Origin of the sequence: Nocardia sp. NPDC052316 (genome assembly GCF_044547795.1) — a bacterium.
GTDB lineage: Bacteria > Actinomycetota > Actinomycetes > Mycobacteriales > Mycobacteriaceae > Nocardia.
This window is the reverse complement of the sequence record NZ_JBIUBB010000006.1, coordinates 446,698-472,060: the sequence shown is the minus strand read 5'-3', so window position 1 is coordinate 472,060 and position 25,363 is coordinate 446,698. Positions and strand designations below refer to the sequence as shown.

The 25,363-nt window shown below is 65.3% G+C and carries 19 protein-coding genes; 7 read left to right on the top strand and 12 right to left on the bottom strand.

Annotation, left to right across the window (positions count from 1 at the left end):
• Positions 1-4: 4 nt before the first annotated feature.
• The 5 genes from ACIHA7_RS29830 to rplN all read right to left on the bottom strand — a co-directional run bounded on the left by ACIHA7_RS29830 (position 5) and on the right by rplN (position 1,946).
• Positions 5-316, bottom strand: coding sequence for a WXG100 family type VII secretion target (locus ACIHA7_RS29830; protein WP_397294234.1), 312 nt, complete (start codon positions 314-316; stop codon positions 5-7).
• A 189-nt stretch (positions 317-505) separates the two neighbouring features.
• Entirely contained in the window at positions 506-691 is a 186-nt protein-coding gene (locus ACIHA7_RS29825) for a type Z 30S ribosomal protein S14 (RefSeq protein ID WP_040731429.1), read from the bottom strand.
• Positions 692-693: 2 nt separating this feature from the next.
• Positions 694-1,257, bottom strand: coding sequence for a 50S ribosomal protein L5 (rplE, locus tag ACIHA7_RS29820; RefSeq protein WP_107654148.1), 564 nt, complete (start codon positions 1,255-1,257; stop codon positions 694-696).
• 1 nt (position 1,258) lies between these two features.
• Complete coding sequence (gene rplX / locus ACIHA7_RS29815) at positions 1,259-1,576, bottom strand: 50S ribosomal protein L24 (RefSeq protein WP_397294233.1); 318 nt, start codon at positions 1,574-1,576, stop codon at positions 1,259-1,261.
• A gap of 1 nt (position 1,577) precedes the next feature.
• A complete protein-coding gene (gene rplN, locus ACIHA7_RS29810) occupies positions 1,578-1,946 on the bottom strand; it encodes a 50S ribosomal protein L14 (protein WP_107654146.1) in 369 nt (122 codons plus the stop codon).
• Between the two features lie 341 nt (positions 1,947-2,287).
• Between rplN and ACIHA7_RS29805 the strand changes: the two genes are divergently transcribed.
• Together ACIHA7_RS29805 and ACIHA7_RS29800 are read left to right on the top strand one after the other, a co-directional pair.
• Entirely contained in the window at positions 2,288-4,330 is a 2,043-nt protein-coding gene (locus ACIHA7_RS29805) for a M13 family metallopeptidase (RefSeq protein ID WP_397294232.1), read from the top strand.
• A gap of 95 nt (positions 4,331-4,425) precedes the next feature.
• Positions 4,426-6,465, top strand: a complete 2,040-nt coding sequence (locus tag ACIHA7_RS29800) for a M13 family metallopeptidase (protein ID WP_397294231.1) — start codon at positions 4,426-4,428, stop codon at positions 6,463-6,465.
• Positions 6,466-6,546: 81 nt separating this feature from the next.
• Here ACIHA7_RS29800 and ACIHA7_RS29795 read toward each other — a convergent pair whose 3' ends face one another.
• The 3 genes from ACIHA7_RS29795 to ACIHA7_RS29785 all read right to left on the bottom strand — a co-directional run bounded on the left by ACIHA7_RS29795 (position 6,547) and on the right by ACIHA7_RS29785 (position 9,811).
• Positions 6,547-6,687: a hypothetical protein gene (locus tag ACIHA7_RS29795; protein ID WP_397294230.1), complete on the bottom strand. Its 141-nt coding sequence runs from the start codon at positions 6,685-6,687 to the stop codon at positions 6,547-6,549.
• A gap of 118 nt (positions 6,688-6,805) precedes the next feature.
• The gene (lanKC, locus tag ACIHA7_RS29790) at positions 6,806-9,355 is read right to left on the bottom strand and encodes a class III lanthionine synthetase LanKC (protein WP_397294229.1); all 2,550 of its coding nucleotides are present in this window, start codon (positions 9,353-9,355) and stop codon (positions 6,806-6,808) included.
• Positions 9,356-9,454: 99 nt separating this feature from the next.
• Positions 9,455-9,811 carry a DUF6968 family protein gene (locus ACIHA7_RS29785; RefSeq protein WP_397294228.1) on the bottom strand — a complete coding sequence of 119 codons (357 nt, stop codon included), beginning with the start codon at positions 9,809-9,811 and terminating at the stop codon, positions 9,455-9,457.
• An 803-nt stretch (positions 9,812-10,614) separates the two neighbouring features.
• Here ACIHA7_RS29785 and ACIHA7_RS29780 point away from each other — a divergent pair.
• The 3 genes from ACIHA7_RS29780 to ACIHA7_RS29770 all read left to right on the top strand — a co-directional run bounded on the left by ACIHA7_RS29780 (position 10,615) and on the right by ACIHA7_RS29770 (position 13,613).
• Positions 10,615-10,920: a hypothetical protein gene (locus ACIHA7_RS29780; protein WP_397294227.1), complete on the top strand. Its 306-nt coding sequence runs from the start codon at positions 10,615-10,617 to the stop codon at positions 10,918-10,920.
• A gap of 42 nt (positions 10,921-10,962) precedes the next feature.
• Complete coding sequence (locus tag ACIHA7_RS29775; protein WP_397294226.1) at positions 10,963-13,029, top strand: M13 family metallopeptidase; 2,067 nt, start codon at positions 10,963-10,965, stop codon at positions 13,027-13,029.
• A gap of 113 nt (positions 13,030-13,142) precedes the next feature.
• Complete coding sequence (locus tag ACIHA7_RS29770) at positions 13,143-13,613, top strand: nuclear transport factor 2 family protein (RefSeq protein ID WP_397294225.1); 471 nt, start codon at positions 13,143-13,145, stop codon at positions 13,611-13,613.
• Positions 13,614-13,633: 20 nt separating this feature from the next.
• On the opposite strand, the gene ACIHA7_RS29765 is transcribed toward ACIHA7_RS29770, so the two are convergent.
• Positions 13,634-14,722, bottom strand: a complete 1,089-nt coding sequence (locus tag ACIHA7_RS29765; protein ID WP_397294224.1) for an MAB_1171c family putative transporter — start codon at positions 14,720-14,722, stop codon at positions 13,634-13,636.
• Positions 14,723-14,766: 44 nt separating this feature from the next.
• Positions 14,767-16,551 carry an MFS transporter gene (locus tag ACIHA7_RS29760; protein ID WP_397294223.1) on the bottom strand — a complete coding sequence of 595 codons (1,785 nt, stop codon included), beginning with the start codon at positions 16,549-16,551 and terminating at the stop codon, positions 14,767-14,769.
• 166 nt (positions 16,552-16,717) lie between these two features.
• Here ACIHA7_RS29760 and ACIHA7_RS29755 point away from each other — a divergent pair, with 166 nt between their 5' ends.
• Both ACIHA7_RS29755 and ACIHA7_RS29750 read left to right on the top strand, forming a co-directional pair.
• Entirely contained in the window at positions 16,718-17,698 is a 981-nt protein-coding gene (locus ACIHA7_RS29755; RefSeq protein WP_397294222.1) for an ABC transporter substrate-binding protein, read from the top strand.
• 44 nt (positions 17,699-17,742) lie between these two features.
• The gene (locus tag ACIHA7_RS29750; protein ID WP_397294221.1) at positions 17,743-19,101 is read left to right on the top strand and encodes a SagB family peptide dehydrogenase; all 1,359 of its coding nucleotides are present in this window, start codon (positions 17,743-17,745) and stop codon (positions 19,099-19,101) included.
• On the opposite strand, the gene ACIHA7_RS29745 is transcribed toward ACIHA7_RS29750, so the two are convergent.
• Positions 19,070-20,164, bottom strand: a complete 1,095-nt coding sequence (locus ACIHA7_RS29745) for an MAB_1171c family putative transporter (protein WP_397294220.1) — start codon at positions 20,162-20,164, stop codon at positions 19,070-19,072. The genes ACIHA7_RS29750 and ACIHA7_RS29745 overlap by 32 nt on opposite strands.
• 149 nt (positions 20,165-20,313) lie before the next feature.
• The gene (locus tag ACIHA7_RS29740) at positions 20,314-25,335 is read right to left on the bottom strand and encodes an amino acid adenylation domain-containing protein (RefSeq protein ID WP_397294219.1); all 5,022 of its coding nucleotides are present in this window, start codon (positions 25,333-25,335) and stop codon (positions 20,314-20,316) included.
• Between the last annotated feature and the right edge of the window lie 28 nt (positions 25,336-25,363).

The following is a 25,363-nucleotide window of genomic DNA, read 5'->3' as shown; positions in this document are numbered from 1 at the left end:
CCGATCAAGGGAGGTCCAGGGAGCTGAGGCCGGCGGCATAGGACTGGTCGGTCGCGCGGAGGGTTTCGGCGGTGACCCCGAGCTTCTCGGCCAGCTCGAACAGTGCGTCCCACACCTGGTCTGCCCCCTCATGGAACTCGTCCCAGGCGGCCGTGAAAGCACCGGCGTTGTTCCCTGCCCAGCCATCGATCGTGACCTTCGTGTCGGTGACCAGCGAGGCATACCCGGACTTCAACTCGTCCGCGATCTGGTAGGCCATCCGCCCCAACGCTTTCACCTCTTCGGGCTCGACCGACAGCGATGACGGATCTGCCATGGCCCACTCCTCTCGATGGCGGTGGTCTGTCCCCGTTTCTTGTATGACGCACCAGGCGCTGCGGCGGTTCCGTTGGATTGGACTCACACCACGGTGGGTGCGAAAACGCGCAAAGGCACGGCCTCCAGTGGAGGCCGTGCCTTTGTACGGGGTCCCGCTTACGCGGGCGCACTCACGAAGAGCGCAAGCTCACCAGGAGCTCTTGTGCACGCCCGGGAGCTCACCGCGGTGCGCCATCTCACGAAGGCAGACGCGGCAGAGGCCGAACTTGCGGTAGACCGCGTGCGGGCGACCGCAACGCTGGCAGCGGGTGTAGGCGCGAACGGCGAACTTCGGCTTGGCCTCAGCCTTGATCCGCAGTGCTTTCTTGGCCATCGTCAGTTCTCCTTGAACGGGAAGCCGAGGTGCTTGAGCAGGGCGCGGCCCTCTTCGTTGTTCGTCGCGGTGGTCACGACGGTGATGTCCATACCGCGCGGACGGTCGATGGAGTCCACGTCGATCTCGTGGAACATCGACTGCTCGCTGAGGCCGAACGTGTAGTTGCCGTTGCCGTCGAACTGCTTCGGCGACAGGCCGCGGAAGTCGCGGATACGGGGCAGCGCGATGGAGACCAGGCGATCCAGGAACTCCCACATGCGGTCGCCACGCAGGGTGACCTTCGCACCGATGGGCATGCCTTCACGCAGCTTGAACTGCGCGATCGACTTGGTCGCCTTGCGGATCTCCGGCTTCTGACCGGTGATCAGCTCCAGGTCCTTGACGGCGCCGTTGATCAGCTTCGCGTCACGGGCGGCGTCGCCGACACCCATGTTCACGACAACCTTGACCACGCCGGGGATCTGCATGACGTTGGCGTAGTTGAACTCGCTGTTCAGCGCGTCCTTGATCTCGGCACGGTAGCGCGCCTTCAGACGCGGCTGGGTCTGCTCAGAGGTGGTCATGTCAGATGTCCTTCCCGTTGTTACGGGAGATCCGGACCCGCTTGCCGCTCTCCTCGTCGGTCCGGTAACCGACGCGGGTCGGCTTGCCATCGGAGTCGACGACCATCACGTTGGACACGTGGATCGGAGCTTCCTGGGTCACGATGCCGCCCGAAGAGGCGCCGCGCTGGTTGGCGGAGTTCGCGACGTGCTTCTTGATTCGGTTCACGCCCTCGACCAGGATGCGGTTGCGCTCGGGGTAGGCCTGGATGACCTTGCCCTTGGCGCCCTTGTCCTTACCCGAGATGACGAGCACGGTGTCGCCCTTGTGCACCTTCATGTCAGAGCACCTCCGGGGCCAACGAAACGATCTTCATGAACTTCTTCTCGCGCAGCTCGCGGCCGACCGGGCCGAAGATGCGGGTGCCACGCGGGTCGTTGTCCGCCTTGATCAGCACGGCCGCGTTCTCGTCGAACTTGATGTACGAACCGTCCGGGCGACGGCGCTCCTTGGTGGTGCGCACGATGACGGCCTTGACGACCTCACCCTTCTTGACGTTGCCGCCGGGGACAGCGTCCTTCACGGTAGCGACGATGATGTCGCCGATACCGGCATAGCGACGCGACGAACCACCGAGAACGCGGATGCAAAGGATTTCCTTCGCGCCCGTGTTGTCGGCGACGCGCAGTCGCGACTCCTGCTGAATCACTTCAGCTCCTCCTGGACCTGGATGTATACGCACGCCGGATTGCCGACCCGACGGGCATGGTCAGTTGCCCTCCGGACGCGCGCCTGCCAGCGGTTTTGTGGCCTTCGAATGTGCAACTCGAGAACCAACCACTGGGGGTTCACTGCCGGATTGCGGGCATAGCTCCCGCAGGCAACCGGTCTAGTGTAGGTGAATCCCCAGGTCGTTCCCAAATCGGGGTCCGTCCACGCCGACCACCGCCGGGTTGTCGCTGACCACCGGGCTGTCCGCGGCACTACCCTCGGATCGAGCAAGATCAACGAAGCACCGTTCGGCTCGACCGTACCGAAAAGGGGATGCTCTTGAGCTCGTCCGCTCGTCTCGATCGCCGCGCCTTCCTGCTCGCCCTGGCGGCCGCGCCCGCCGCGGCCGCGTTGGCCTCCTGCTCGCAGCAATCACAGGTCTCGGATGTTCGGCTCACCGGCGTCGACCTGGCGGGGGCGAATCCGGCGGTCCGACCGCAGGACGACCTCTACCGCCACGTCAACGGAGCTTGGTTGCGCGACTATCGGCTGCCGCCGGACAAGTCGTCGTTCGGGTCGTTCGACGAGGCCAACGACCGCACCGAGCAGCAGTTGCGCGGCATCGTCGAGGGCATCCGCGATCCGCGGCCGGGCTCGCCGGAGCAGCAGATCCGCGATCTGTACGACGCCAGGCTCGATCGCGACGAGATCGAGCGACTCGGCATGACGCCGGTCGCCGACCTGCTCGCGGCGATCGACGGCGCGGCAACGAAGCCGGATCTGGCGAAGGTGATGGGCTCGTTGCCGATCGCGGGCCTGATCGGTTTGCAGGTCGTGGTCGACCAGAAGAACTCCGCCAACTACATCGCCATGATCAGCCAGTCCGGCATCGACATCAATCTGGACGAGCAGTACTACCGCGAGCCCGAGTACGCCGAGCAGCTCGCGGCCTACCGCACCTATCTGGAGCGCGTGGCCGCGGCCGCGAAGCTCAGCGATCCACCCGGCACCGCGCAACGAGTGCTCGACCTGGAGACCCGGATCGCCGCGGGCTACTGGGACAGCGTCCGCGACCGGAACCCCGACACTACCTACAACCTGCTGAGCTGGGCCGAATTGGTCGGGCTCGCACCACAATTCGACTGGGATCAGTGGCTGGCGGGCAGCACCGACCGGCCGAAGCAGCTCTTCGACAGCATCGTGGTCCGGCAGCCATCGTTCGTCACGGCCGCAGGGCAACTGTGGGCCGAGGTCGACATCGATCGGTGGCGCGAGTATCTGCGCATCAGTGTCGTCAAGGAATTCGCGCCCTACCTGCCCAAGCCGGTCGCCGACGCCGCCTTCGACTTCGTCGACAAGGCGCTGCAAGGCCGCGACCAACGCCAGGAGCCATGGAAGGACGGCCTCGCGACGGTCAGCCTGTATCTGGGCGAGCCGTTCGGCAAACTGTATGTGGCGCAACACTTTCCAGCGAAGGCCAAGGAGCGGGCCAAGGCGCTGGTAGCCGATCTGATGGAAGCCTACCGGCAAGACTTCACCAACTCGTCGTGGATGTCGCCGCCGACCAAGCAGGCGGCGCTGGCGAAGCTGGACAAGATCGTCGCCAAGATCGGCTATCCGGACAAGTGGATCGATTACTCCGGGGTAAAGATCACCAGGGGAAGGCTGGTCGAATCCTTGCGTGCCGCAAGGGCTTTCGAGGTCAACCGCGCCTTCGCCAAACTCGGCACGCCAGTCGACCGGGCTGAATGGGGTTTCCCGCCGCAGACGGTCAACGCGATGTACGACCCAACCGCCAACGAGATCACCTTCCCCGCGGCCATCCTGCAGTCACCGTTCTTCGACGCCGATGCCGCACCCGCGGTCAACTTCGGCGGTATCGGCGCGGTGATCGGCCACGAGATCGGGCACGGCTTCGACGACCAGGGCGCCAAGTACGACGGCGACGGCAATCGACGCGACTGGTGGACCCCCGAGGACATCGCCGCCTTCGAGGCCAAGACCAAACAGCTGATCGAGCAGTACAACGCGCTCGTGCCCGACGGCTTGGACCCGAGCAAGCACGTCAACGGCGCGCTCACCGTCGGAGAGAACCTCGCCGACCTGCGCGGTTTGCAGATCGCACTCGCCGCATACCGCGATGCGGCGCAGCGCGACGGTGCGGAACCGGACCTGAAGACCGTGTTCCTGTCCTGGGCCAGGATCTGGCGGCAGCAGGCGACCAAGCAGACCAAGGAGCGACTGCTCACCATGGACGTGCACTCGCCCAACGAGTTCCGCGCCAACCAGGTGGTCCGCAATATCGCCGACTTCTACACCACCTTCGGCGTCGTGGCGGGCGACAAACTTTTCCTCACACCGGATCAGCGGGTCACCCTGTGAGATGGGGCAGCCGGTAGCACCGCGGGCAGGTAGCCTCGGGCGAACAAATTGCGCCTGACGAGGATGCGGCGGACCGCATCGGGAGAGGAATCCGCGTGACACGTCTCGGACAGCTGGACCGTCGTGCCTTCCTGATCGCGCTCGGGGCGGTGCCGGCCGCTGCCGCGCTCGCGTCTTGCGCGAGCGACACCAAGGAGACGAGCAAGCCGCTCACCAGCGTCGACCTGGGTGGCGCGGATGAGGCGATCCGGCCGCAGGACGATCTGTACCGGCATGTCAACGGGAAGTGGTTGCGCGAGTACCAGTTGCCGCCGGACAAGACGTCCTTCGGTTCCACGAGCGAGGCCTTCGAACGCACGCAGCAGCAACTGCGCGAGATCGTCGAGGGGATCAAGGATCCCAAGGACGGGTCCGAGGAGCAGCAGATCCGCGACCTGTACGACGCCAGGGTGGACTGGGACACGATCGAGCGGCTCGGCATGACCCCGCTGGCCGGACTGTTCGCCAAGGTGGACGGCGCGGCGACCAAGGCCGACCTGGCCAAGGTGATGGCCGAATTGCCCATCAGCGGTCTGATCGGACTCGGCATCGGCACGGACCGGAAGAACTCCAACGCCTACATTCCCTCGGTCGGCCAGTCCGGGCTCGGGCTCGGCGAGCAGTACTACCGCAAACCCGAAAACGCCGAGGTGCTCGCGCAATACCGGGTCTTTCTCGAACGCATCGCCGCGGGCGCGGGTTTCGCCGATCCCGCCGCGATGGCGCAGCGCGTGTTCGATCTGGAGAAGCGCATCGCACCCGCGCACTGGGACAATGTGCGCAACCGCGACGCCGACGCGACGTACAACCTGTACAGCTGGAACGACATGGTCGCTCTCGCACCGGGATTCGACTGGGACCCGTGGCTGGCCGGGAATACCGACCGGCCGAAGCAGCTGTTCGACAAGATGGTGGTCGGCCAGCCGTCCTTCATCACCGCGGCGGGTCAGCTGTGGACCGAGGTCGACATCCCCACGTGGCGTGACTATTTGAAGCTGAGCGTGCTGCGCGAGTTCGCGCCGTTCCTGCCCAAGGCGATCAACGACGCGAACTTCGAGTTCAAGGGTCGCGTGCTCAATGGTCAGGAAGAGCGGCCGGAGCGCTGGAAGTACGGCGTCGGCATCGTCGACGAGAAGCTGGGCGAGCAGCTCGGAAAAGTCTACGTGGAGAAGTACTTTCCGCCCGAAGCCAAGCAGCGCGCGAAAGAAATGCTCGACGATGTGATCGCCGCGTACCGGGAGAACTTCACCAATTCGTCCTGGATGTCGCCTGCGACCAGGGAGGCGTCCCTGGCGAAGCTCGACAAGATCGACCCCAAGATCGGGTACCCGGACAAGTGGGTCGACTACTCGAAGCTGAAGATCACCAAGGGCAAGCTCATCGAATCATTGCTCGCCATCAATGAATTCGAGGTCAAGCGTGCGTTCGCCCGGCTCGGCGGTCCGGTCGACAAGACCGAATGGGGGATGTCGCCGCAGACGGTGAACGCCTACTACTCGGCCAGCTCCAACCAGATCGTCTTCCCCGCCGCCTACCTGCAGCCACCGTTCTTCGACAAGGACGCGCAGCCCGCCGTCAACTTCGGTGCCGTCGGGGCGACCATCGGCCACGAGATCGGCCACGGCTTCGATGACCAGGGTTCGAAATACGACGGCGACGGCAACCGGCGCGACTGGTGGACCCCTGAGGACCGGGCCGCCTTCGACGCCAAGGCCAAGCAACTCATCGATCAGTACAACGCACTGGTGCCGGAGGGTCTCGAGCCGAGCCAGCACGTGAATGGTGAGCTGACCGTCGGCGAAAACCTCGCCGACCTGCGCGGTTTGCAGATCACCTTGGCCGCCTTCCGGATCGCCGAGAAGCGGCGCGGCATCGATGATCCCGACTACCGCACCATGCTGCTGTCCTGGGCCCGCAGCTGGCGCGAGAAGCAAACTGAAGAACTCACCGTCCGCTACCTCTCAATAGACACCCACTCCCCCAACGAATTCCGCTGCAACCAAGTTGTGCGCAACCTGGAGGAGTTCTACCGCACCTTCGGGGTCAAGGAAGGCGACAAACTCTTCATGCCGCCGGATCAGCGCGTCACCTTCTGAACGACGGTCGGCGCAAGCATTGTTCGACACGCGGCCGGGGGCGGCAATTCGGCTTGTTTGCCACCCCCGGTTCAGGCAACGTCAGAAGCAGCCGGTACTGGCTGTGCTCCAGCTTTCGTGGCAGCCGGAGCTCCACGTCGACCAGGCTTCTTGAATAGTTGGATCGGTCCTGTCGGCCTTACCAAGGGTTTCCAGTTTCTGAAGATCAAGAATGTTTTTCATCACACCTCCTCCCAGGTGTCATAATTTCCTCCTCCACACCGACAACGGACTTCTGTTGTCGTCTGCGGTATCCGGGCCGACCGATGGCCACCTCATCGGTCCAGGCCAACACGTTTGTTCAGACTTCGTCTGGATGCGCGATCGGCAACCAGCTGTGCCTCGTCAGGTCGGGCGCCAGTGCTGCCAATACACCTGCGGAACCAGTCGAGTAGTCGGCGACCAGCCGCCGAGATCCATACCCCGATGTCATCATTCCGCCCCCTGAATCGATGAAGGTGAACATGTCGAACTTCGCCGCTGGGGCGATGCCGGTGGGGACCCCTAGCGCAGCAGCCATCTGTCGATCCGCAAGCACCAGGCCTGCCATACCATCCATCAAGCCAGGGCACAGGCAGGTGCGCACGGCACACGCCAGCCGGATTCTCGCGAGCACCGAGTTCAACGAATCATCCAGTTCGACGCCTGCTTTCGCACACATGGCCACCGCAAGTCCGACGCCTGCCGAACCGGAGCCGAGATACGGGTAGAAGTTGCCGTTCTCACGCACCTGTAGTGATCCATCCGGCGCTTCGACCAGTTGCGCTACTGCTCTGTCGAGCAGCTGTATAACGAGCTTGCGATGCTTCTCCCCTTCTCGCCCTGAATGTTTCAGGACGAGCGCAAGTGCCACCGCAGCGCCGGAAAGTCCATCGAACAGGCCCGGTTTGGGCGACTCACTGTCGAGTTGGCTATAGCTCGCAGCCTCCAGCTGCTTCATCGCACGTGCCGCGGTAGCGTCTGCAGCGGTGTAGCCGGTGCAGCGCAGGGAATGAAGCCCTAGCGCAATTCCCGCTAATCCGTCACCGAGGCCCACGTCCGGGGAGTCCAGGGCCACATCAGCAATCAAATCGCCGATCAGTTCCCGATGATGCCCCATCTCGTGCAGCGCACATGACATTCCAAGACGACCGAACAACAGGCTGTAGTCCGAAGTCTCCCGCGCCGCAGCAACATTCACCGCTGGGGTATGCGCTTGTCTGCCGGGCAGTGCCGTGTGCCGACTCAGCATCAGTTCGACACCGAGCGAGCCGCTGGCGATGTTTACACCACCGTTCTCATCGAATTGGTGCGGACTACCCGGGTACGGATGGCCGCTCCCGGAACGGTGAGATCGAACGATCCCGCCGATGAGTTCACTCGTCAGATTCTGTGCCGAATCGACACCGGCGCTAGGAATCGAGACACGCAGTGATTCCCTATCGTGGACCACTGACGCACTCAGCAGCCCACCAAGTTTCCCATCGAGCAGTTCCACCCACTCCGCGACCTCCCGCCCGAACACCTGCAGAATAAATGCGCGCTGCCGGATCCATATCTCATCGGTGATCGCGGGCAACGGCGTCAGCGGGCTGAACATGTGCACTATCGTCCGCATCAGAGCGTACCTATCCTGCTGTTGCCTGGAGCAGCGCAGTCTCGGGATGAATCCTGGGGTTGCCATCGTCCGGACATTGTCACTCAGCAGCGGCATGGCAAGTTCGAAGTCGATGAGCGAAACAGCGAGATCGTCACCGATCATGATGTTTCGCGGCTGTAGGTCCGTTATCGCGATTCCGATGCCGTGTACGCGCTCCACAATCGCGACCAGTGACTGACCGATTCGCACCGCCTGAGCCGCATAGTCGGCGACGTCGAAACGCTCCGAGTACGGATAGTTGGCCGCAACCCACTCATACAACGAGACTCCGTGTATGTATTCCATTTCCATGAAGGTGTGGTCGCCGACTGTCAGCAGTCGGTACGCGTCGGCAACTCCGTCGACTGACGCGAGTGCCGCTAGCGCTCGGTATTCGTTCCCGAGCCTGGCGACCGCATCGTCTCCATTGCGGTCTACTGCGACGTGTGCACGAGCCTCTTTCAACACCACCTCGGTGAGGTCAGCCGACCGACGTGCCAGATAGACTCCACCGCAGTTCGAGAAATGCAACGCCGTGTCGACGATGAACGGAAAAGATTCATCGCCGGCGTCGACGCGCTTCGAAATCGAGGCCTTCAGGAAGTCTGGTACGCGATCAGCTGCGGGTGGCACGAAGTACGGTAGTCGCTGGTCCTCTGCCAACCTGCCGTCAGCATCGGTTATCGCATGCGTTACAACACCATCGAGCATCGCCATTCGGCTCACAAATCCGCCATATCTCAGAAACACCGGCCCCGAGCCCCACCTGACATCGGACAGTATGTACGGGCCGTCGAACGAGGTCAGCATGGACTCGAGAGCGCGCAGAGTTTCATGCAATTGCGACGGACGCGGATAGATCGTGATAAACTTGCCCGAAGAATTACGTGGTGCATATTTCGCATTAGCACGCGAGAACGCGCCCCGATCGGGCAAGTACTTGAAATTAATATGCGTCTTTATACAGTAATCCGAGACAATTCTAAGCACATCTTCACACTGCTCCGGAACGGAGCTGATATGGATCTTCCAACCCTGGTCCGGTGGCCGGGAGGCGGCATCCGCAGGCGGACTGCAGTGAGTCCATCCGTTGCTGTAGTTCGTCCGCCAACCCGCCTCGACATTGGCGACGAAAGCGATCTCACCATGGAGTTCGTGCGGATCCGAGTAGTACAGCCCATCTGCGTCGCCGCAGAAGGCTTCGATGTTTCGCAGATAGTTGCCGTACGGCACCGCGAGCCCCCTCCCCCTAGATCCGTCACCGAATCTATCGTCAAATTTCTACCGTCGGCGAGGCCATTCTCGCGTCAGGCCTCGCCCGACGGCCTTTGGTCACTTTTTCGGCGCCGACAGCGTAAAAGTCGACTCGAGATCCCCGTTCGTCGCCTCGGTGGTCTTCAGCAGCCCGATCTCAGGGTTACCGAAGACACTCATTTCGGATAATGTCGATGAATCGTAGAAGAACATCGAAGCGGCCACTATTGCTAGCATCAGCGCTTCGAGAGAATCCCGGCCCGACGATGCGGACTCGATATCACGTGCTCCAGCCATGCCACTGATCGAAAACCGGCAATTCCACGTTGCCCCCGAGCAAGTCGGCCGGAAAAAGACCAGTTTGACCGGGCCGGAGCTCGTGTCGACGACCCGCTCGGCGATAATATCGGCGAGCCGGTCCGGATTCTCATCCATCATTTCTATCCTTTCAGACACTCCCGCAAATTCCCAAGGGCAGCGTGATAACAAGGCGCGGGATCGCCGCCATTGGCCGCGATCGAGTCACAGGTTGCCAGAGTACTTTCGTAAAGAGCGTAGCAGTCGTCGTCTCGCGAGGCAGCCGCTGCGGTGGGCGCCGCCAATACCAGTGTGGTAGGTACCGATAACGCCAGTGAAGCCGCTCCCAGCACGGCGGCCAAAAGCATCTTGATTCGATTATTCGATCTCATGATCCAGATATTCCTATCTCATCGTCAAGCATAGATGCGGCCATCTTTCATAGCCGAACTCCCCATTCAGGCATCAGAATGCAGCAATTCCACCCCCTGGAAATATTGCCGGACCAGCTTCTCGGCACTACACGGGAGTCGTCGACAGACAACTACATCAGGCGTGACGGACGTTTGCCGCGAGACGACTCCGAAACAGGCGGTTCCAAACAGCGCGCGCTAGCTGCCCAAGCCGCCAATCGTTGAATCCAAGTTACCCCCCTCCGGCGAACACGACCGATGGCCGATACCGACGAAACGCCCCGCATCCGAGATGTTTCTTGGACCCCCGTCTTAACATCGCACTCTATCAGATATCCGCCAAACTTCAACCAGGACAATAGCTTCCGAGCTACCACGAACCAGGACACTATTCAAGATCAACTAGCCTGCCGCCTTGCTGCCAGTTATCGCGCACACCTTGCATTCTCGTGAAGATGACGTACGCTGCAGCCAGTACCAAGCGCACATACCGCCCATCGGCGGGATGACGCGCGAGGGGGGCTGGACATGAGCTATGAGTCGATGCTGCGATGTCTGGAATTGTGTGTTGCGTCCACCATCGCCCCGATCGACCCTGCGCCACAAACCAAAACAGGTCGGGGGAATATCATGCGAAATTTGTTGTGCCTCTTGGTTATGAGCGGCGCTTTTAGTACTGCCGTGGCCGGCACGGCGTCAGCTGCGTATGAGGTCAGCCGCTACGAGTGCGAAATCAACGGCGGTGCAGTGGTTCCCGGCGCAATGACGCCCGGTTTCTGCTTCGGAGGTGCCTACGACATGCGGCCGATAGCTCCATCTGATCACTCGTTCTGACAACACGTCCATGCACCGACTCCGGCGCGGGTGGAGGTACCCATGACCAGGCATGCCACGCCAGCACGAATCAACAGACGCACACTGCTGACTGCTTTGGCGGCGATCCCCGTGTCGAGCACGCTGATGACAGGATGCTTCGGAAGTCCGCAGCGCGGCTCCGGATCAGATCGGAAAGAAGTTGACCCCATGGTCCGGCCCCAAGACGACCTCTATCGGCATATCAACGGCAGGTGGTTGCGGGAATATCAATTGCCACCCGACAAGAGCGCCTACGGCGCCGGGTTGGAAGTCGCCGACCGCGTCCAGCAACAACTCGCGGCAATCATCGACGCGATCCGAGATCCGGCCCCCCGGTCTGATCAGCAGAAGATTCGCGACTTCTATGACGCCTGTATGGACACCGATGCCGCTGAACGCCTCGGCCTCACACCCATCGGAGACCTACTCGACAGCATCAATGCTGCAGCGACCAAGGGCGACCTGGCGCGGGTCATGGCATCGATTGCTTTAGAGCTTCCATACGACAACGCACTCGCCGCGTGCAGCCTCTTCGCCATGGTGGTGTTTCCTGACGGTAAGGACTCGGCCACCTATCGTCCACAGCTGGGCCAGGCCGGCTTGCGATTCAAAGCCTCGTTCTTCCAATCGCCCGCCATGGCGGACCAGCGCGCCGCCTACCGCATATTTCTCGAGCGAATCGCTCGATCAGCCGGCTTCGCCGATCCACCGGGCATGGCAAGGCGGATGTTCGACCTGGAGGATCGAATTGCCGCAGTGCACTGGGACGAAGTGCGCAACCGCGACGCGTCCGCCACCTATAACCCTCGCAGCTGGCGAGAACTCATCGAGATGGCCCCCGGTTTCGAGTGGGACGCTTGGCTAGCTGCTTACTCGGACAAGCCCAATCTCTTCAGCAAGATCGTGATCGCTCAACCTTCCTACATTGCGGACGCTGCACGTCTCTGGTCAGAGGTCGACATCTCCGAGTGGCGTGACTACCTACGCCTGGGGGTGGTCCGAGAGTTCGCCGCACTGCTGAGCGAGGAATTCTCGAATGCGAGCTTCGACTTTTTCGAGCGGAGCCGCAGCGGTCAGACTCAGCGACTAGGGAACGAACAGCAGGCGCTGGCGACGGTCTCCAAATACCTCGACCAGCTGCTCGGCAAAGAGTACGCAGGACAACACTTCCCACCAACATCCAAGGCGCAAGCAGATGAGCTTATCGCGAATATCGTGTCGGCCTACCGGGAGAGCTTCGCGCACACCGACTGGATGTCCCAAGCCACCCGCGATGCCGCCATCGTCAAGCTGGACAAGCTCACCATCAAGACCGGGCATCCCGATACCTGGCGCGACTACGCCGAGTTGACCATCACCAGAGGACATCGAGTCGCCAACATTCGAGCGACGATGCGGCACGAGTGGAAGCTGATGTTCGCCAAACTCGGCACCCCGGTCGACAAGTTCGAGTGGAAGATGGCGCCGCAGGAGGTCAATGCCTCCTACGACTGGAACAACAACGCGATCCTGATCCCCGCCGGCATGCTCCAACCGCCCTTCTTCGACCCTGATGCAGAGCTTGCAGTGAACTACGGTGGCATCGGCGCGATAATCGGTCATGAAATCGGACACGGTTTCGATGATCAGGGCTCCAGGTTCGACGGCGACGGCAACCTGCGGGATTGGTGGACGCCTGCCGACCGCGCCGCGTTCGACGAGCGCGCTAAAGCTCTTGTCGCACAGTATGACTCACTGGTGCCAAGCGGACTCGGACCCGAGCATCACGTCAATGGCGCGCTCACCGTGGGCGAGAACCTCGCCGACCTACGTGGACTCATGATGGCGCTGAGGGCATTTCGCAGTGCCGAACGTTCACGCGGCAACGAGACTCCGGACTGTACGAATGTCTTCCTCGCTTTAGCCCGAGCTCGGCGCGTCAAACTTCGGCCGGAACAGCAGATCCGTCAATTGGCGGCGGATCCACACGCGCCCAACGAATTCCGCTGCAACCAAGTGGTCCGTAACATCGACGAGTTCTACACGACCTTCGACGTCAAAGAAGGCGACGGGTTATTCCTCCCACCTGACCGGCGCGTTATTCTCTGATGCCTCGGCTGCCGGGGAGTACCGCAGCGTGGCGACCAGGTGCACTGCAGCGCCACGAAAGCCACGTCCGATTAACGCCGGTCCCGGCCGCCCGTCCTGGGCACACTGGGCGCATGACGCGATCCACCACTGATTCGACGACCGTGCTGACCAGCATGTATGCCGCTGAGGCGGCGTATATGGCGGCGGGCGGGCCTGGGCGGGCCTCGTTCGAGTTGCTCGCCCCGTACTTCGCGACCGATGTGGTACTGCATCAAGCTGGCGGATTGCCTTACGGCGGGACATGGCGTGGGCATGCGGGCATGGAGCAGTTCTTCCTCGCCATGGCGCGTACGTGGGAGAGTTTCGAACTCCTGGAACAGCGGTTCTTGGCAACCGGCGAAACATCGGTGGTGCACACGCTGGTTCGGGTACGCGCTCACGCCAGCGGGCGCGAGCTGACTTTCCCTATCCTGCAGACGATTACGGTTACCGACGGCCGGGTTTCTGAGGTCCACCCGTTCTGCTGGGACACGGCGGCTATCGCTGCGGCCTGCGCACCCCTACCTGAGGGCCCAGCCGCGAAGGAAGTCGTTGTGTCGTAACCGCTTCCGTATCGGCTGGTTCATGGACGAAGGGGCGTCCGATCGGCAGCCCCGAAGGTGGCGGCGCGGGCGCGGGCTTTCGGCCACTCGCGGGCGAGATCGAGCAGGTTTCGCAGCTCGGAGGTGCGGTCGCCGCTCGCGGGTGTGGCGTATCGCTCGGAGTCGGTGACGTAGCCGAATGTGTTGCCGTGGGCTTTGATCTGGACCGCGAAGGCGAGTCGCAGTGCGTGATCGGCGACGCTGGTCTGGGTTCGAAGTGCCTGGCCGGCACTGAGATCGGGGAGATAGGGCCGTAGATGTAGCGCGGCGTCTTGGATCTCGACTGTCATGCGATAGAGGCGCGACGCGGATTCCGGTTCGGGCGCCTGCCATAGGACCACCTCCGGCATCGCGTCGGTGAGATCGCGCCACAGCGGTCGCAATCGGCGGCAGGCTCGCCCGCTGCTGTCCCAGCCGATCAGCGCCATTATCGCGAGGACCAGCGGGACCGAGATCAGCGCGGCAAGGACCGCGAAGGCAATGCCGGCCGCCGCGATCCAGGCGATTCCCGCGTTCTGCGGCGCACTCCCGTGCATCACCCGCCAGATGGTGATGATCCCGGTCAGTTCCCAGTAGAGAACGACGACGAGCAAACCCCAATAGGCCAGATTCTCTGTGGTCGAGGACTCCGCGGTGCGCAACTCCCGGACACAGGCCAGCGCGACCAACAGACCGGAGACCATGCTGAGCAGAGTGCAGCCGAACCACACCGCCGTGAACAAGGTCGGCGGTCCGACCAGCACTGCGATCGCGACCATCATGGCGAGGGCGTTGTAGCGCCGCTGCCGTAGCGGCGCCGCGACGGTGTCGCCGTTTGCGAGCGTCCGCGCGAAACCGTAGACATGGGCGCCCGCCATTACGCCACCGACCAGGAACAGTTGAGGCGCGAGGCCGTCCAAATGCTGGGTGGTCGCCGAGCCGTACAGCGCCAGCGCGCCGGCATACCAGCTCAGCGCGGAATTGATCCGGCGGTCCAGTGTCGTCTCATTGACCAGGAGCCACCTGCCGACGACCACGGCGATCCCGATTACCGCTGTCGGCACCACGATCCATAACGGGATGTCACTCATCGCTGTCGAGCTTAGAGCGAGCCGCTGGACAGCGAGACCGCCGATCAGCGCGCGGGTGCGGGGACGGCTTTCGCGAGCTCATCGGCCGCGGCGAGCTCGGCCTGTTCGTCGTGCACGTACTTGTCGCCTGCGAAGAACGAGGCGGCGGCGGCCAGGAACATCATGATCGCGGCGGCGACGAACACGACGACCAACCCGGTGTGGAAGGGGCCGGTGAGCAGGTGGGGGAAGAACTCCTGTCCGGTGAGGGTGTCTGCGTGCACCCCGGGCCTGGCCAATTCGCCGGTGGGGCCGAGCAATTCCTGGATGGGATTGAAGCCGAGGAAGGCGGCGAACATGCTCGCCACCGGTGGCATCGCGGCGATCTCGGCGGCGGCGCCCGCGGAGACGCCCTGGGCGCGCAGCCCCGCGTCCAGTGCCGAAGGCAGGCTGGCGGCGAGGCCGACGACCATGAGCGAGAAGAAGATTCCCATGGACAGCGCGTTGCCACCGTTGAACAGGGTGCCGCGCATGCCCGAGGCCGCACCGCGCCGTGCGGCGGGCACGCTGGACATGATGGCCGCGGTGTTGGGCGAGAAGAACAGTCCGCTGCCGACGCCGTTGACCAGGATGATCGCGGCGAACACCCAGTAGTTGAAGTCGACGGGGACGATCAGCAGCAGCAGGAAGGTCAGTCCCGCGATGAACGCGCCGCCGGTGGTGAACGGGCGCGAGCCGTAGCGGTCCGACAGCCAGCCCGAAACGGGCCCCGCCGCAAGGAATCCCACGGTCAACGGCAGCAGGTAGATACCGGCCCAGAGCGGGGTCGACTCGAAGTCGTAGCCGTGCAGCGGCAGCCAGATGCCCTGCAGCCAGATGATCAACATGAATTGCATGCCGCCGCGCCCGATGGAGACCATCAGGTTGCTGAAGTTGCCGAGGCCGAAGGCGCGATTGCGGAACAGGCCGAGGTGAAACATCGGGTCGGCGACTTTGCTCTCCACCACGCAGAACACCGCGAGCAAGACGATCCCGCCGAGCACCGACCCGAGCACCCAGGGACTCGACCAGCCGGTGGCGTGGCCGCCGTAGGGCTGAATGCCGTAGGTGATCCCGGTGAGCAGCGCGGTGAGCCCGAGCCCGAAGGTGACGGTGCCCGCCCAGTCGACCTTGCCCGCCGAGCGAACGCCGACCTCGTGCAGCGAGCGATACGACCAGAACGCGCCGAGCACACCGATCGGGACGCTCACCCAGAACACCGCGCGCCAATCCCATTCCGACAGCACGCCACCGATGAGCAGCCCGAGGAAGGAGCCGGCGACCGCGGCGACCATGTTGATGCCGAGCGCGGTACCGCGCTGCCGCGACGGGAAGGCATCGGTGAGGATGGCGGTGGAGTTGGCCGTCAGCATGGCGCCGCCGACGCCTTGGACCACCCGCCAGACGATGATCCACATGGCGCCGGTGCCCCCGTGGAATGGATCGAACGAGAGCGCGAGCGCGCACAAGGCGAAGACGGCGAAACCCATGTTGTACACGCGAACTCGGCCGAAGAGGTCGCCGAGCCTGCCGAACATGACGACCAGCACCGCCGTGGCGAGCAGGTAACCCATCAACATCCACAACAGGTATCCGACGTTGCCCGCGTCGAGCGGGTTCAGGCCGATGCCCCGGAAGATCGCGGGCAGCGAGATCAGCACGATGGACGAGTTGATCGCGGTGAGCAGCACCCCGAGCGTGGTGTTGGTCAGCACAATCCACTTGTAGTGCGGGTGGTCCCGGTCGTACCGCGTCCTGCGGCGAACGGTGCTGACCTCGCCGAAGTCGAGATCGGTGGATGGAGTCGTCACGGCAGCCCCTCACAGATGATTACCTCGGCAAACTATATAGTTAGCCGATCTAACCATCAAGAGGTAGCGTGCCGCCATCGAAGTTAGATAGGTTAGCCTTAGCTGAATTACACCGGGCGGTCTCTCGACCGCACGCGGCGAGCACGTCCTCGAAGGGGGCCAACCGATGGAGTCTGTTCGGATGTCGCGCTGGGCGAAGGCGACGGTTGCCCTCGTCGCGGCCACGCTGACACTGGGCCTCACCGCATGTGGCTCGTCGAGCGACGACGCCGCCGCCGGGGGCGAGCCGGTGACCATCACGCACGCGCGCGGCTCGACCACGGTGCCCGGCACGCCCAAACGGATCGTCGCCCTCGGCAACCAATGGCTCGACACCACCCTCGCGCTCGGTGTGACGCCGGTCGGGTACGTGGACGCCATCGCGACGACGACCAAGAGCGCACCGCCGTGGGCGCCGAAATCGCTGGAAGCCGCGAAGGCGCTGAACACGATCGGCAATGTCGCCGAACAGGTGGCGGCGCTGGAGCCGGATCTGATCCTCGCCGATCCGTTCGTCGCCGATCAGAAGACCTACGACGAGCTCTCCAAGGTGGCCCCGACGCTACCCGCGCTCGACAAGAACACGGTGACGCCGTGGCAGGACCTGGTGAGCGCACTCGGCAAGGTGCTGCACAAACCGGACGCCGCCGCGAAGGTCATCGCCGAGGTCGACCAGAAGATCGAGGCGATCGCGCAGGCCAATCCCGGGCTGAAGGGCAAAACCTTCGCCAGCACCTGGTTGGCGAGCGCCGCGCAGCTCATGGTGCTCACCGACCCCAACGACGGATCGAGCAGGCTGTTCGCGAAGTTGGGCATGGGCATTCCGAAGGATTTGACCGAGCTCCCCGGAAACCAGGGCGGACGGGTGGCGCTGTCGCCGGAGCGCGTCGACAAGCTCACCGCCGACCTGCTGCTCGCCGGCTACTCCCCCGGCCTGGACGAGAAGTACCGCCAGCTGCCCGGCTACGCCGACCTCCCCGCGGTGCGCAAGGGCTCGGTGGTGTTCCTCACCACCCAGGAGATAAGCGCGATCAACCAGCCGACCGCGCTGTCGGTGCCCTACATCCTGAACAAACTGGAGCCGGCCTTCGCCGCCACGGCGAAATAGCCGCCGCTTCTTCACCATCGATCGATCAGCGGAGGTCAGCGGGTTTGTCCGCCGTCATCTATCCCGACCAGACCAGGTACGCGCTGCGTGCGGGTGCCACCTGCCTGACGAGCGCCGCGGACGCGGTGCTGCTCGCTCCGCCGCGCAACGAGCGTCTCTCCGACCTCGACAGCGGGCAGTTGCAGGCATTGCGAACGCTGAATCAGGGTCCGGCCACGGTGTCGCAACTCGCCGCCGGCTCGGGTACCGATGATGTCACCGGGCTGATGAACCGGCTGACCGACGGCGGCTGGCTGTCGATCACCGTGCGCGACGGCGGTCGCAACCTGTACAGCATCCGGCCGTTCGGGCAGCCGCCCGCGCGCCCCGCGACCCGGCTGCCGTGGCGCGCGACGCTGTCGAAATTCGCCGTGCTGCACCGAGACTCGGACGGTTTCGTGCTCGAACACCCGCGGTCCTGGTGTGATGTTCGAATCCACGATCCGAGACTGCTCTCCTTGCTCGACGGTTTCGGCGCGGCCGAGTCGCCGCTACCGGTCTCGATCAAGTCGCAGCTCGCTGCGGACCTGCACTGGTGCGGGTTTCTCGTCGCGGATCCGGACGACGAGGAGCGAGACCTCGCCGCCCGCGGCTGGCACGCCGCCGATCTGTGGTTCCACCGTCGCCGGACGTCCGGCGAGCACGCCACTCCCCGAGACCATTTCGGCACCACGACGTGGGCCGAGCAGAGTTTCCCGCAGCCGCCACAGCAGCCGAACTATCCCGGCGAACCGGTAAGGCTCACAATGCCCGACCTCGCCGCGCTGCGCGCCACCGATCCGGCGCTGACCGCGGTACCGGAACAACGGCACGCCGTCCGCGCGTTCGATGACGCCACCCCGATCACCCGGAACGCGCTGGGCGAGCTGCTGTTTCGGATCGCTCATGTCCGAAGTGCCGGTCCCGGTGCGGATTCGGCCGCGCGCCCCGGCCCGTCCGACGGCAACGGCTACGAACTCGAGTGCTATCCGATCGTGCGGCACGTCGACGGGCTGGCGCCGGGCATGTACCACTACGACCCCCTCGACCACGCGCTGCGGCCGGTGGCCGACCTGGATTCGCCTGCGGTGCAGCGGCTCCTGCGCCCGACCCCGGCTACCCGCACGGAAGACGGCGCGCCGCAGCTGGCGTTGCTGCTCACCGCACGAACGGGGATCACCGAGCAGGTGCCCTATGCCGACATCGTGCAGCACGTCGGCGCGGTCACGCAGACCGTCTACGGCGCCGCGGCCGCGATGGGGCTCGGCGCCTGCGCCGAGGGCCGCTGCGACACCGTCGCCTTCGCCACCGCGGCGGGCGTGGACGAGCTGCTGGAGTGCGCGGTGGGCAGCATCATTGTCGGCTCCCCGGCGCGCAATTACTGAGCGAGGCGCGCGCTTTCGGCCAGTGGCGCGCCAGATCGAGCAGGTGGCCGAGCTCGGATGTCATGTCCCGCGCCGGCATCTGACGCGGGTGCGACGGCGGCGCGCCGACGGGTGCGTGCCCCTCGGCGCGGGCTCGCGCCGCTAGGGCGAGCTGGGCGGCATAGGTCTCGACGGACGACTCGGGCACGGCGTCGACGGACAGATGCGGCCGGAGTTGCAGCAACGCGTCGGTGATCTCCACCCGCATCCGATACAACCGTGACTCCGGATCACGGCCGCGACCGACACCAGCGGGCAGCACGACCTCGGGGACCGCCGTGGTCAGATCCCGCCACAGCGGCGCGAGCCTGCGTAGCTGCCGCCCGGTCCGATCCCATCCGGTGCGCGCGGCGAGCACATGGACCAACGGCACCGCGATGACGAGCGCGACCAGCACACAGAACAGGCTCGACAACCCGCTCCACCGGACCGAGAGGGTGCCGGGTGGTTTGCCGTCGAAGGCCTGCACCACGGTGAGCGCCGCTCCGATGAACCAGCCCGTCGTCAGTATCAGCAGACCGAGGTACGGAACCCGTTTCAGCAACGCGGCTTCGGCCCTGATATCGCGCACACAGGCCCGTGCGATGTGCACACCGGCCACCAGCAACGGAATATTGAACACCGTCCAACTAATCACCGAGCGCACCCAGAAGTCCACTCCGCCAACGCCTTCGGCCGGTCCGACCAGCACCGCCGTCAGCCCGCCGAGGACCGCCATGATGTCGTAGACGCGCTGACGATCGCGGGCACCCGCCGGGTCGGCGCCTGCGAAAAGCTTTGCCACCCCATATATATCGGCCACCGACAGCACCGAGCAGAACAGGAAGAGCTGACCCGCTGCGGCCTCGTGGCCCGCGGCGAGCACGCAGTGCTGCACCACCGCCCCGACCGACACCCACGCGGCCGCGCGAGTGACGAGCCGGGAGGCGGGCGTGGCATCGACCAGCAACCATCGCGCCAGCGTGACCGCGCACAGCACCGCGATCGCCGCGATGACGACCGGCATCGGTGCGGGCGCTGTCATCGGCGCGGCCGAGCTCGGCGTATCGAGGCGGGGGCCTCGATCGGCACCGCAGACGACATCGGCCCTTCCCTACGCGTTCGACTGATCAGCCGGGAGCCGATCTTACGGGGTCCCCGCACCGAGACGGTGGCGTAGCCGGATGGCGCCGTTCAGCCCTGCGCGGCCCAGGAGTTCCGCAGCGCGGCCAGTGCCGCATCGGACAGACCCGACGCCGACATCGGCTCGTGCCGATGCTCCTCGACGCGTGGCTGGGCCGACTCCAGCGCCGCACGGTCCGTGCCCGCCGAGTCCACCGCCGCCGACAGCGCCGCGATGGTGGGGTGCTCGAACACCAGCTGCGGGGTCAATGCCAAGCCCGCGTCGGCCGCCCGTGCGGCCAATCGAATCGCGATGACGCTGTCGCCGCCGAGCGCAAAATAACTGTCCGTGCGGTCGATTTCGGTGATCTCCAGCAATTCCTCCAGCAGTGCGACCAGGGCCCGCTCGGTGTCGGTGCGCGGCGGTCCGGCCGCTGTGGCATCGCCGAGATCAACCGCGGCGTGCCGCACTACGGTGCGCGCGCTGTCCCAACCGTCCGGCACGATGTTCAGCTCGCTGAGGGGCACGTCGGCTGCCGTCGCGAACGCGGTCATGATCGCCGCCAACGCGTCGGCGAACAGTGCCCCGGTCGCCTCGTGGTAGAGGTCGGCGTTGAGTACGACGCTCACCGCGACCGCGCCGGTGGGTTCCACCAGAAAATCCAGGTGCACATCGACGAAGGCCGCGTCGTACTGTGGCGTGAGCGCGGTTACCGTCGCTCCGCCGGGGCCGAAGTCGACCGGGCGCGGGCGGTGCCCGAATTGCATCATCACCTGGAACAGCGGATTGCGCGCCAATGCCCGTGGCGGATCGAGTGTTTCGACGATCCGCTCGAACGGCACGTCCTGGTGTGCGAGGGCGCCGAGCGCCGTTTCGCGAGCGCGCTCGAGCACGGTACGCAGCGTCGGCGCGCCCGAAAGGTCGTTGCGCAGCACCACCATGTCGGCGAACAACCCGACGAGCCGCCCGACCTGCGCGTCGACCCGGTTCGCGACGGTCGCGCCGATCGGCACATCGTCACCGCCACCGAGGGTGTGCAGCAGCACCGCACTCGCCGCCTGGCACAGCATGAACTCGGTCGCGCCACACGACTCGGCGAGGGTGCGCGCGGCGTGCCACGCCGCCGCCGGGACCATCCTGGTCGTGGTGATCCCGGTATTGCCGAGGACAGCGGGCCGCGGACGATCGTGCGCCACCGCGATCTCGACGGGCAACCCGGCGAGTGCGTCGCGCCAATAGTCGAGCTGGGCGCGACCGTAATCGCCGAGTTCGGCGGTGCGGTCGAAGGTCTGCCGCTGCCAGCTCGCGAATTCCGGAAACTGCAGGCTCAGCGCCGGCCAGTCGGGAGCGGCGCCGCCGCACCGGGCACAGTAGGCCGCGATGAGATCTTCGACGAAGATCCGGCAGGATTCGCGGTCGGTGATCAGGTGATGCATCAGCACCGACAGCACGTGTGTCTCGGGTCCCAGTTCGAACAACCGAGGCCGGATCAACGGATCGCCGGCGAGGTCGAAGACATGCGCGGCGTCGGCGGCCAGCGCCTCCGCCAGTCGAGCCGCGGTCTGGTCCGGCGCGCCGTCGAGCACGACGGTCGGCACCGGCACCGCGACCGTTTCCCGCACCCACTGGTAGGGCGTCCCTTCGTGTTCCGGAAAAACGGTGCGCAGCGCGTCGTGCCTGGCGATGACGTCACCGACCGCCGCGCTGAGCATGGCGGTATCGATCGGCCCGTCGATTCGAATGGCGAACCGGAAGTTCTCCCACTCGAACGCGCCTTGGAGTTGCCGCCGCAGCCACAGCGCCCGCTGCGAGTACGACAGCGGAATGCGTTCGGGCCGTTGCTGTGCACTGAGCGTCGAAGCAGGCTGGACCACACCGCGACGCAGTATCACCGCGTCGTCGAGATCTTCGCCGTGCTGGTCGCGGTAACGCTCGACCAGGTGTGCGGCCAGCTCCGCCACCGTCGGCGCGTCGAATGGCGCCCGCACGTCGATCTCGACGCCGAAGGCGGCGCGCACCACCGTGACCAGCCGGACCGCCAACAGCGAGTGGCCACCGAGCTCGAAGAAGGAGTCGTCGGCGCCGACGCGGTCGACGTCGAACATCTCGCCGTAGAGCGCGGCCACTCGAACCTCGACGGGCGATTCGGGCGCTCGATAGCTGCGGGTCGACACCAGCTCAGGCTCGGGCAGCGCCCGGCGATCGAGTTTGCCGTGCGCGCTCAACGGCACCTCGTCGAGCACGGCGAACGCGGCGGGCACCATGTGCTCGGGCAGCGCGGCCGCGACCGAGGCACGCACCTGTCGCGGATCGATGTCGGTACCGGATTCCGGTACGAGATAGGCCGTGAGGATCGGCCCGAGCGTCTCGTGCTCGGTGACGATCGCGACGCACTGCGCGACGCCGGGGTGATCGGTGATCGCCGCCTCCACCTCACCGAGTTCGATCCGGAATCCGCGCACCTTCACCTGTTCGTCGGCGCGCCCGATGAATTCGATCTCGCCGTCGACCGTGCGCCGGGCGAGGTCGCCGGTGCGGTACAACCTTTCCCCGGCCAGGAAGGGATCGGCGACGAACCGCTCCGCGGTCAGCGCGGGCCGGTCCAGGTAGCCCCGCGCGAGTTGCCGACCGCCCAAATAGATTTCGCCGACCACCCCCGGCGGCACCAACTGCATCGACTCGTCGAGCAGATAGACGGAGACGTTGCGGTTCGGATATCCGATCGGCACGATCCCGGCGCCCTGCGGACCGTCGACGGGCATCGAGGTCGAGCAGACGACCGCCTCGGTCGGCCCGTAGTGGTTGCGCATTTCGGCATCGAATTGCGCGGAGAACCGGTCGGCGAGCTCGCCGGGCAGCGCCTCGCCGCCGATCGGTACGTGTCGCAGCGCGCGCCAGTCGTCCGATTCGGGCAGCAGCAGCAACGCCGACAGCAGCGAGGGCACCATCTGCAGCACGGTGATGCCGTGCCGCGCGATCAAGTCGGTGACATACGGAATGTCGCGGTAGGGATTGGCTTTCGGCACGACGATGCTCGCGCCCGCGATCAACGGCAGGAAGAGCTCGGGCAGCGACGCGTCGAAACTCACGGAGGTCGCCTGCAGCGCCCGCTCCGGAACGCTCGCGTCCCAGTCGGCGGCGAAGCACACGAGATGGTCGGCGATCGCCGCGTGCGAGACGGGCACGCCCTTCGGCTTGCCGGTGGAGCCCGAGGTGTAGATGACGTAGGCGAGATTCGACGGGCGCAGCGGCAGCACCCGATCGGCGTCCGTCGGATCGGTATCCGGCAACTCGCCCGCTTCGGCTTCGGCCGCCGCGACGTCGACCGCGGTCAGCGACAGCGTCGGCCGCGCGTCCGAGAGCAGATAATCGATCCGGTCCTCGGGGTAGGCCGGATCGATCGGAACGTACGCGGCACCGGCCTCGAGCACCGCGAGACTGGCGACGATGAACTCGACGGAGCTCGCCATCCGCAGCGCAACCAGCTGTTCGGCCCCGATACCGCGCCGAATGAGCCAGTGCGCCAGACGATTGGTGCGCCTGCGCAGCGCACGGTAGGTGAGCTGCTCGGTGTCCGACAGCACCGCGACCCGGTCCGGCGTGGCCGCTGCCTGCCGCCGCACCAGCTCGACCAGCGTGGTCTCGGGTGTGTCGAGGAACGGTCCGTGCGACGCGGCGAGAATGGCGGCCCGATCATCGGAGCCGAGCATGTCGATATCGCGTAGTGGGCGCTGCGGATCGCGGACAACACGTTCGAGCAGCCGCAGATAGTGCCGCAACAGCTGGGCCACCAGCTGCTGGTCCAGCTCATCGACCAGATAGGTGGCCGCCACATGTGCGCCCGCGTCGTCGAGGACGACCATCAGGCCGAGGGTTTCCTGCGCGACCGAGCTGCCCCAGGGCAGTTCGGTGGCGTCGATGCCGGGCAGGTCGAAGCCGTTCGCACCGCCGCGCACGCTGAAACTCAACTGCACCAGTTGGGCGAGACCATCGCGCCCGGCGACCCGGTCGGGACTCACTTCGCGGACCACCCGCTCGACGCCGACGCCCTGGTGGGCGAACGCCGCGAAGCTGGCGTCTCTGGTCGAATCCAGCAGGTCGGCAAAGGATTGCGCAGGCGAAGGCGCCGCGCGCAGCAGCAGGGTGTTGCCGAAGTACCCGATGAGCGCCTCGGCGCCGCGACCGCGGCGATCGGTCACCGGCACCGCGACCAGGAAATCGGTTGCGGCGGTGTATCGCTGGACCAGCGCCTCGAACGCGGCGAGCAGCACCGTGAACGAGGTCGCCGAGTGGTCCCGGCCGAGCCGCGCGACCAGCTCGAGCAGGTCCGCGGACAGTGGAAGCACACACTTGCCTGCCTCGCGTGTCGCGCCGGCGGCGGGCCGTGCGCCGGGCAGCTCGAGGCGCTCCGGCGCGGGGGTCAGCGTGGCGCGCCAGTACGCCAGATCCGCCGCGTCGTCGGGCCGCTCGATCAGTGCCACGTCGGCGTACTGGGAGTCGAGGTCGGGCAGGACGCCGCCGCGATAGGCGGCGTTCAGCTCGGCGAAGAAGACGGGCCAGGAATCGTCGTCCCAGCCGATGTGGTGGATGACCAGCACCAGCACGTGCTCGGTCGGGCCGGTGCGCGCCAGCGTCACGCGCAACGGGTGGTCGGCGGTCAGGTCGAACGGGCGTGCGAACTCCCGCTTTGCCAGCACCTCGAGCCGCCTGCGCCTGCCCTCCTCGGGGAGGTCGGTGAGATCGTGCTGCTGCCAGGTCGTCTCGGCGGCGTGCGAAATTTGGTACGGGTCACCGTCGGCGCCGACCTGGTAGGTGGTGCGCAGAATCTCGTGCCGTGCGACGACGGTGTCGAAGGCCGCGCGCAAACGCGGCACGTCGAGCGGGCCGGTCAGGCGATACCCGACACACACGTTGAGCGTGGTGTCCTCCGGTTCGACCGTCTGCAGGAACCACATGCGCTGCTGTGCGGACGAGAGCGGGCCCGGCTCGCCCGCGCGCCTGGCCGGTTCGGCGGCCGGGGTCGTCGCCAACGCGCGTTCCCGCAATCGTTGCTGGAGCAACTGCTTGCGGCGAGCGAGGATTTCGTCTGACATAGCGGGTCCTTCGGGTGTGGATTCGACA

Excerpts from the sequence above, each read along its gene's own strand:
- ACIHA7_RS29780 (WP_397294227.1), top strand. The coding sequence starts at position 10,615 with ATGAGCTATGAGTCGATGCTGCGATGTCTGGAATTGTGTGTTGCGTCC.
- ACIHA7_RS29785 (WP_397294228.1), bottom strand. The coding sequence starts at position 9,811 with ATGGATGAGAATCCGGACCGGCTCGCCGATATTATCGCCGAGCGGGTC.
- ACIHA7_RS29795 (WP_397294230.1), bottom strand. The coding sequence starts at position 6,687 with ATGAAAAACATTCTTGATCTTCAGAAACTGGAAACCCTTGGTAAGGCC.
- ACIHA7_RS29830 (WP_397294234.1), bottom strand. The coding sequence starts at position 316 with ATGGCAGATCCGTCATCGCTGTCGGTCGAGCCCGAAGAGGTGAAAGCG.
- ACIHA7_RS29775 (WP_397294226.1), top strand. The coding sequence starts at position 10,963 with ATGACCAGGCATGCCACGCCAGCACGAATCAACAGACGCACACTGCTG.
- ACIHA7_RS29825 (WP_040731429.1), bottom strand. The coding sequence starts at position 691 with ATGGCCAAGAAAGCACTGCGGATCAAGGCTGAGGCCAAGCCGAAGTTC.
- ACIHA7_RS29745 (WP_397294220.1), bottom strand. The coding sequence starts at position 20,164 with ATGACAGCGCCCGCACCGATGCCGGTCGTCATCGCGGCGATCGCGGTG.
- rplX (WP_397294233.1), bottom strand. The coding sequence starts at position 1,576 with ATGAAGGTGCACAAGGGCGACACCGTGCTCGTCATCTCGGGTAAGGAC.
- rplE (WP_107654148.1), bottom strand. The coding sequence starts at position 1,257 with ATGACCACCTCTGAGCAGACCCAGCCGCGTCTGAAGGCGCGCTACCGT.
- ACIHA7_RS29770 (WP_397294225.1), top strand. The coding sequence starts at position 13,143 with ATGACGCGATCCACCACTGATTCGACGACCGTGCTGACCAGCATGTAT.
- ACIHA7_RS29740 (WP_397294219.1), bottom strand. The coding sequence starts at position 25,335 with ATGTCAGACGAAATCCTCGCTCGCCGCAAGCAGTTGCTCCAGCAACGA.
- ACIHA7_RS29765 (WP_397294224.1), bottom strand. The coding sequence starts at position 14,722 with ATGAGTGACATCCCGTTATGGATCGTGGTGCCGACAGCGGTAATCGGG.
- ACIHA7_RS29755 (WP_397294222.1), top strand. The coding sequence starts at position 16,718 with ATGGAGTCTGTTCGGATGTCGCGCTGGGCGAAGGCGACGGTTGCCCTC.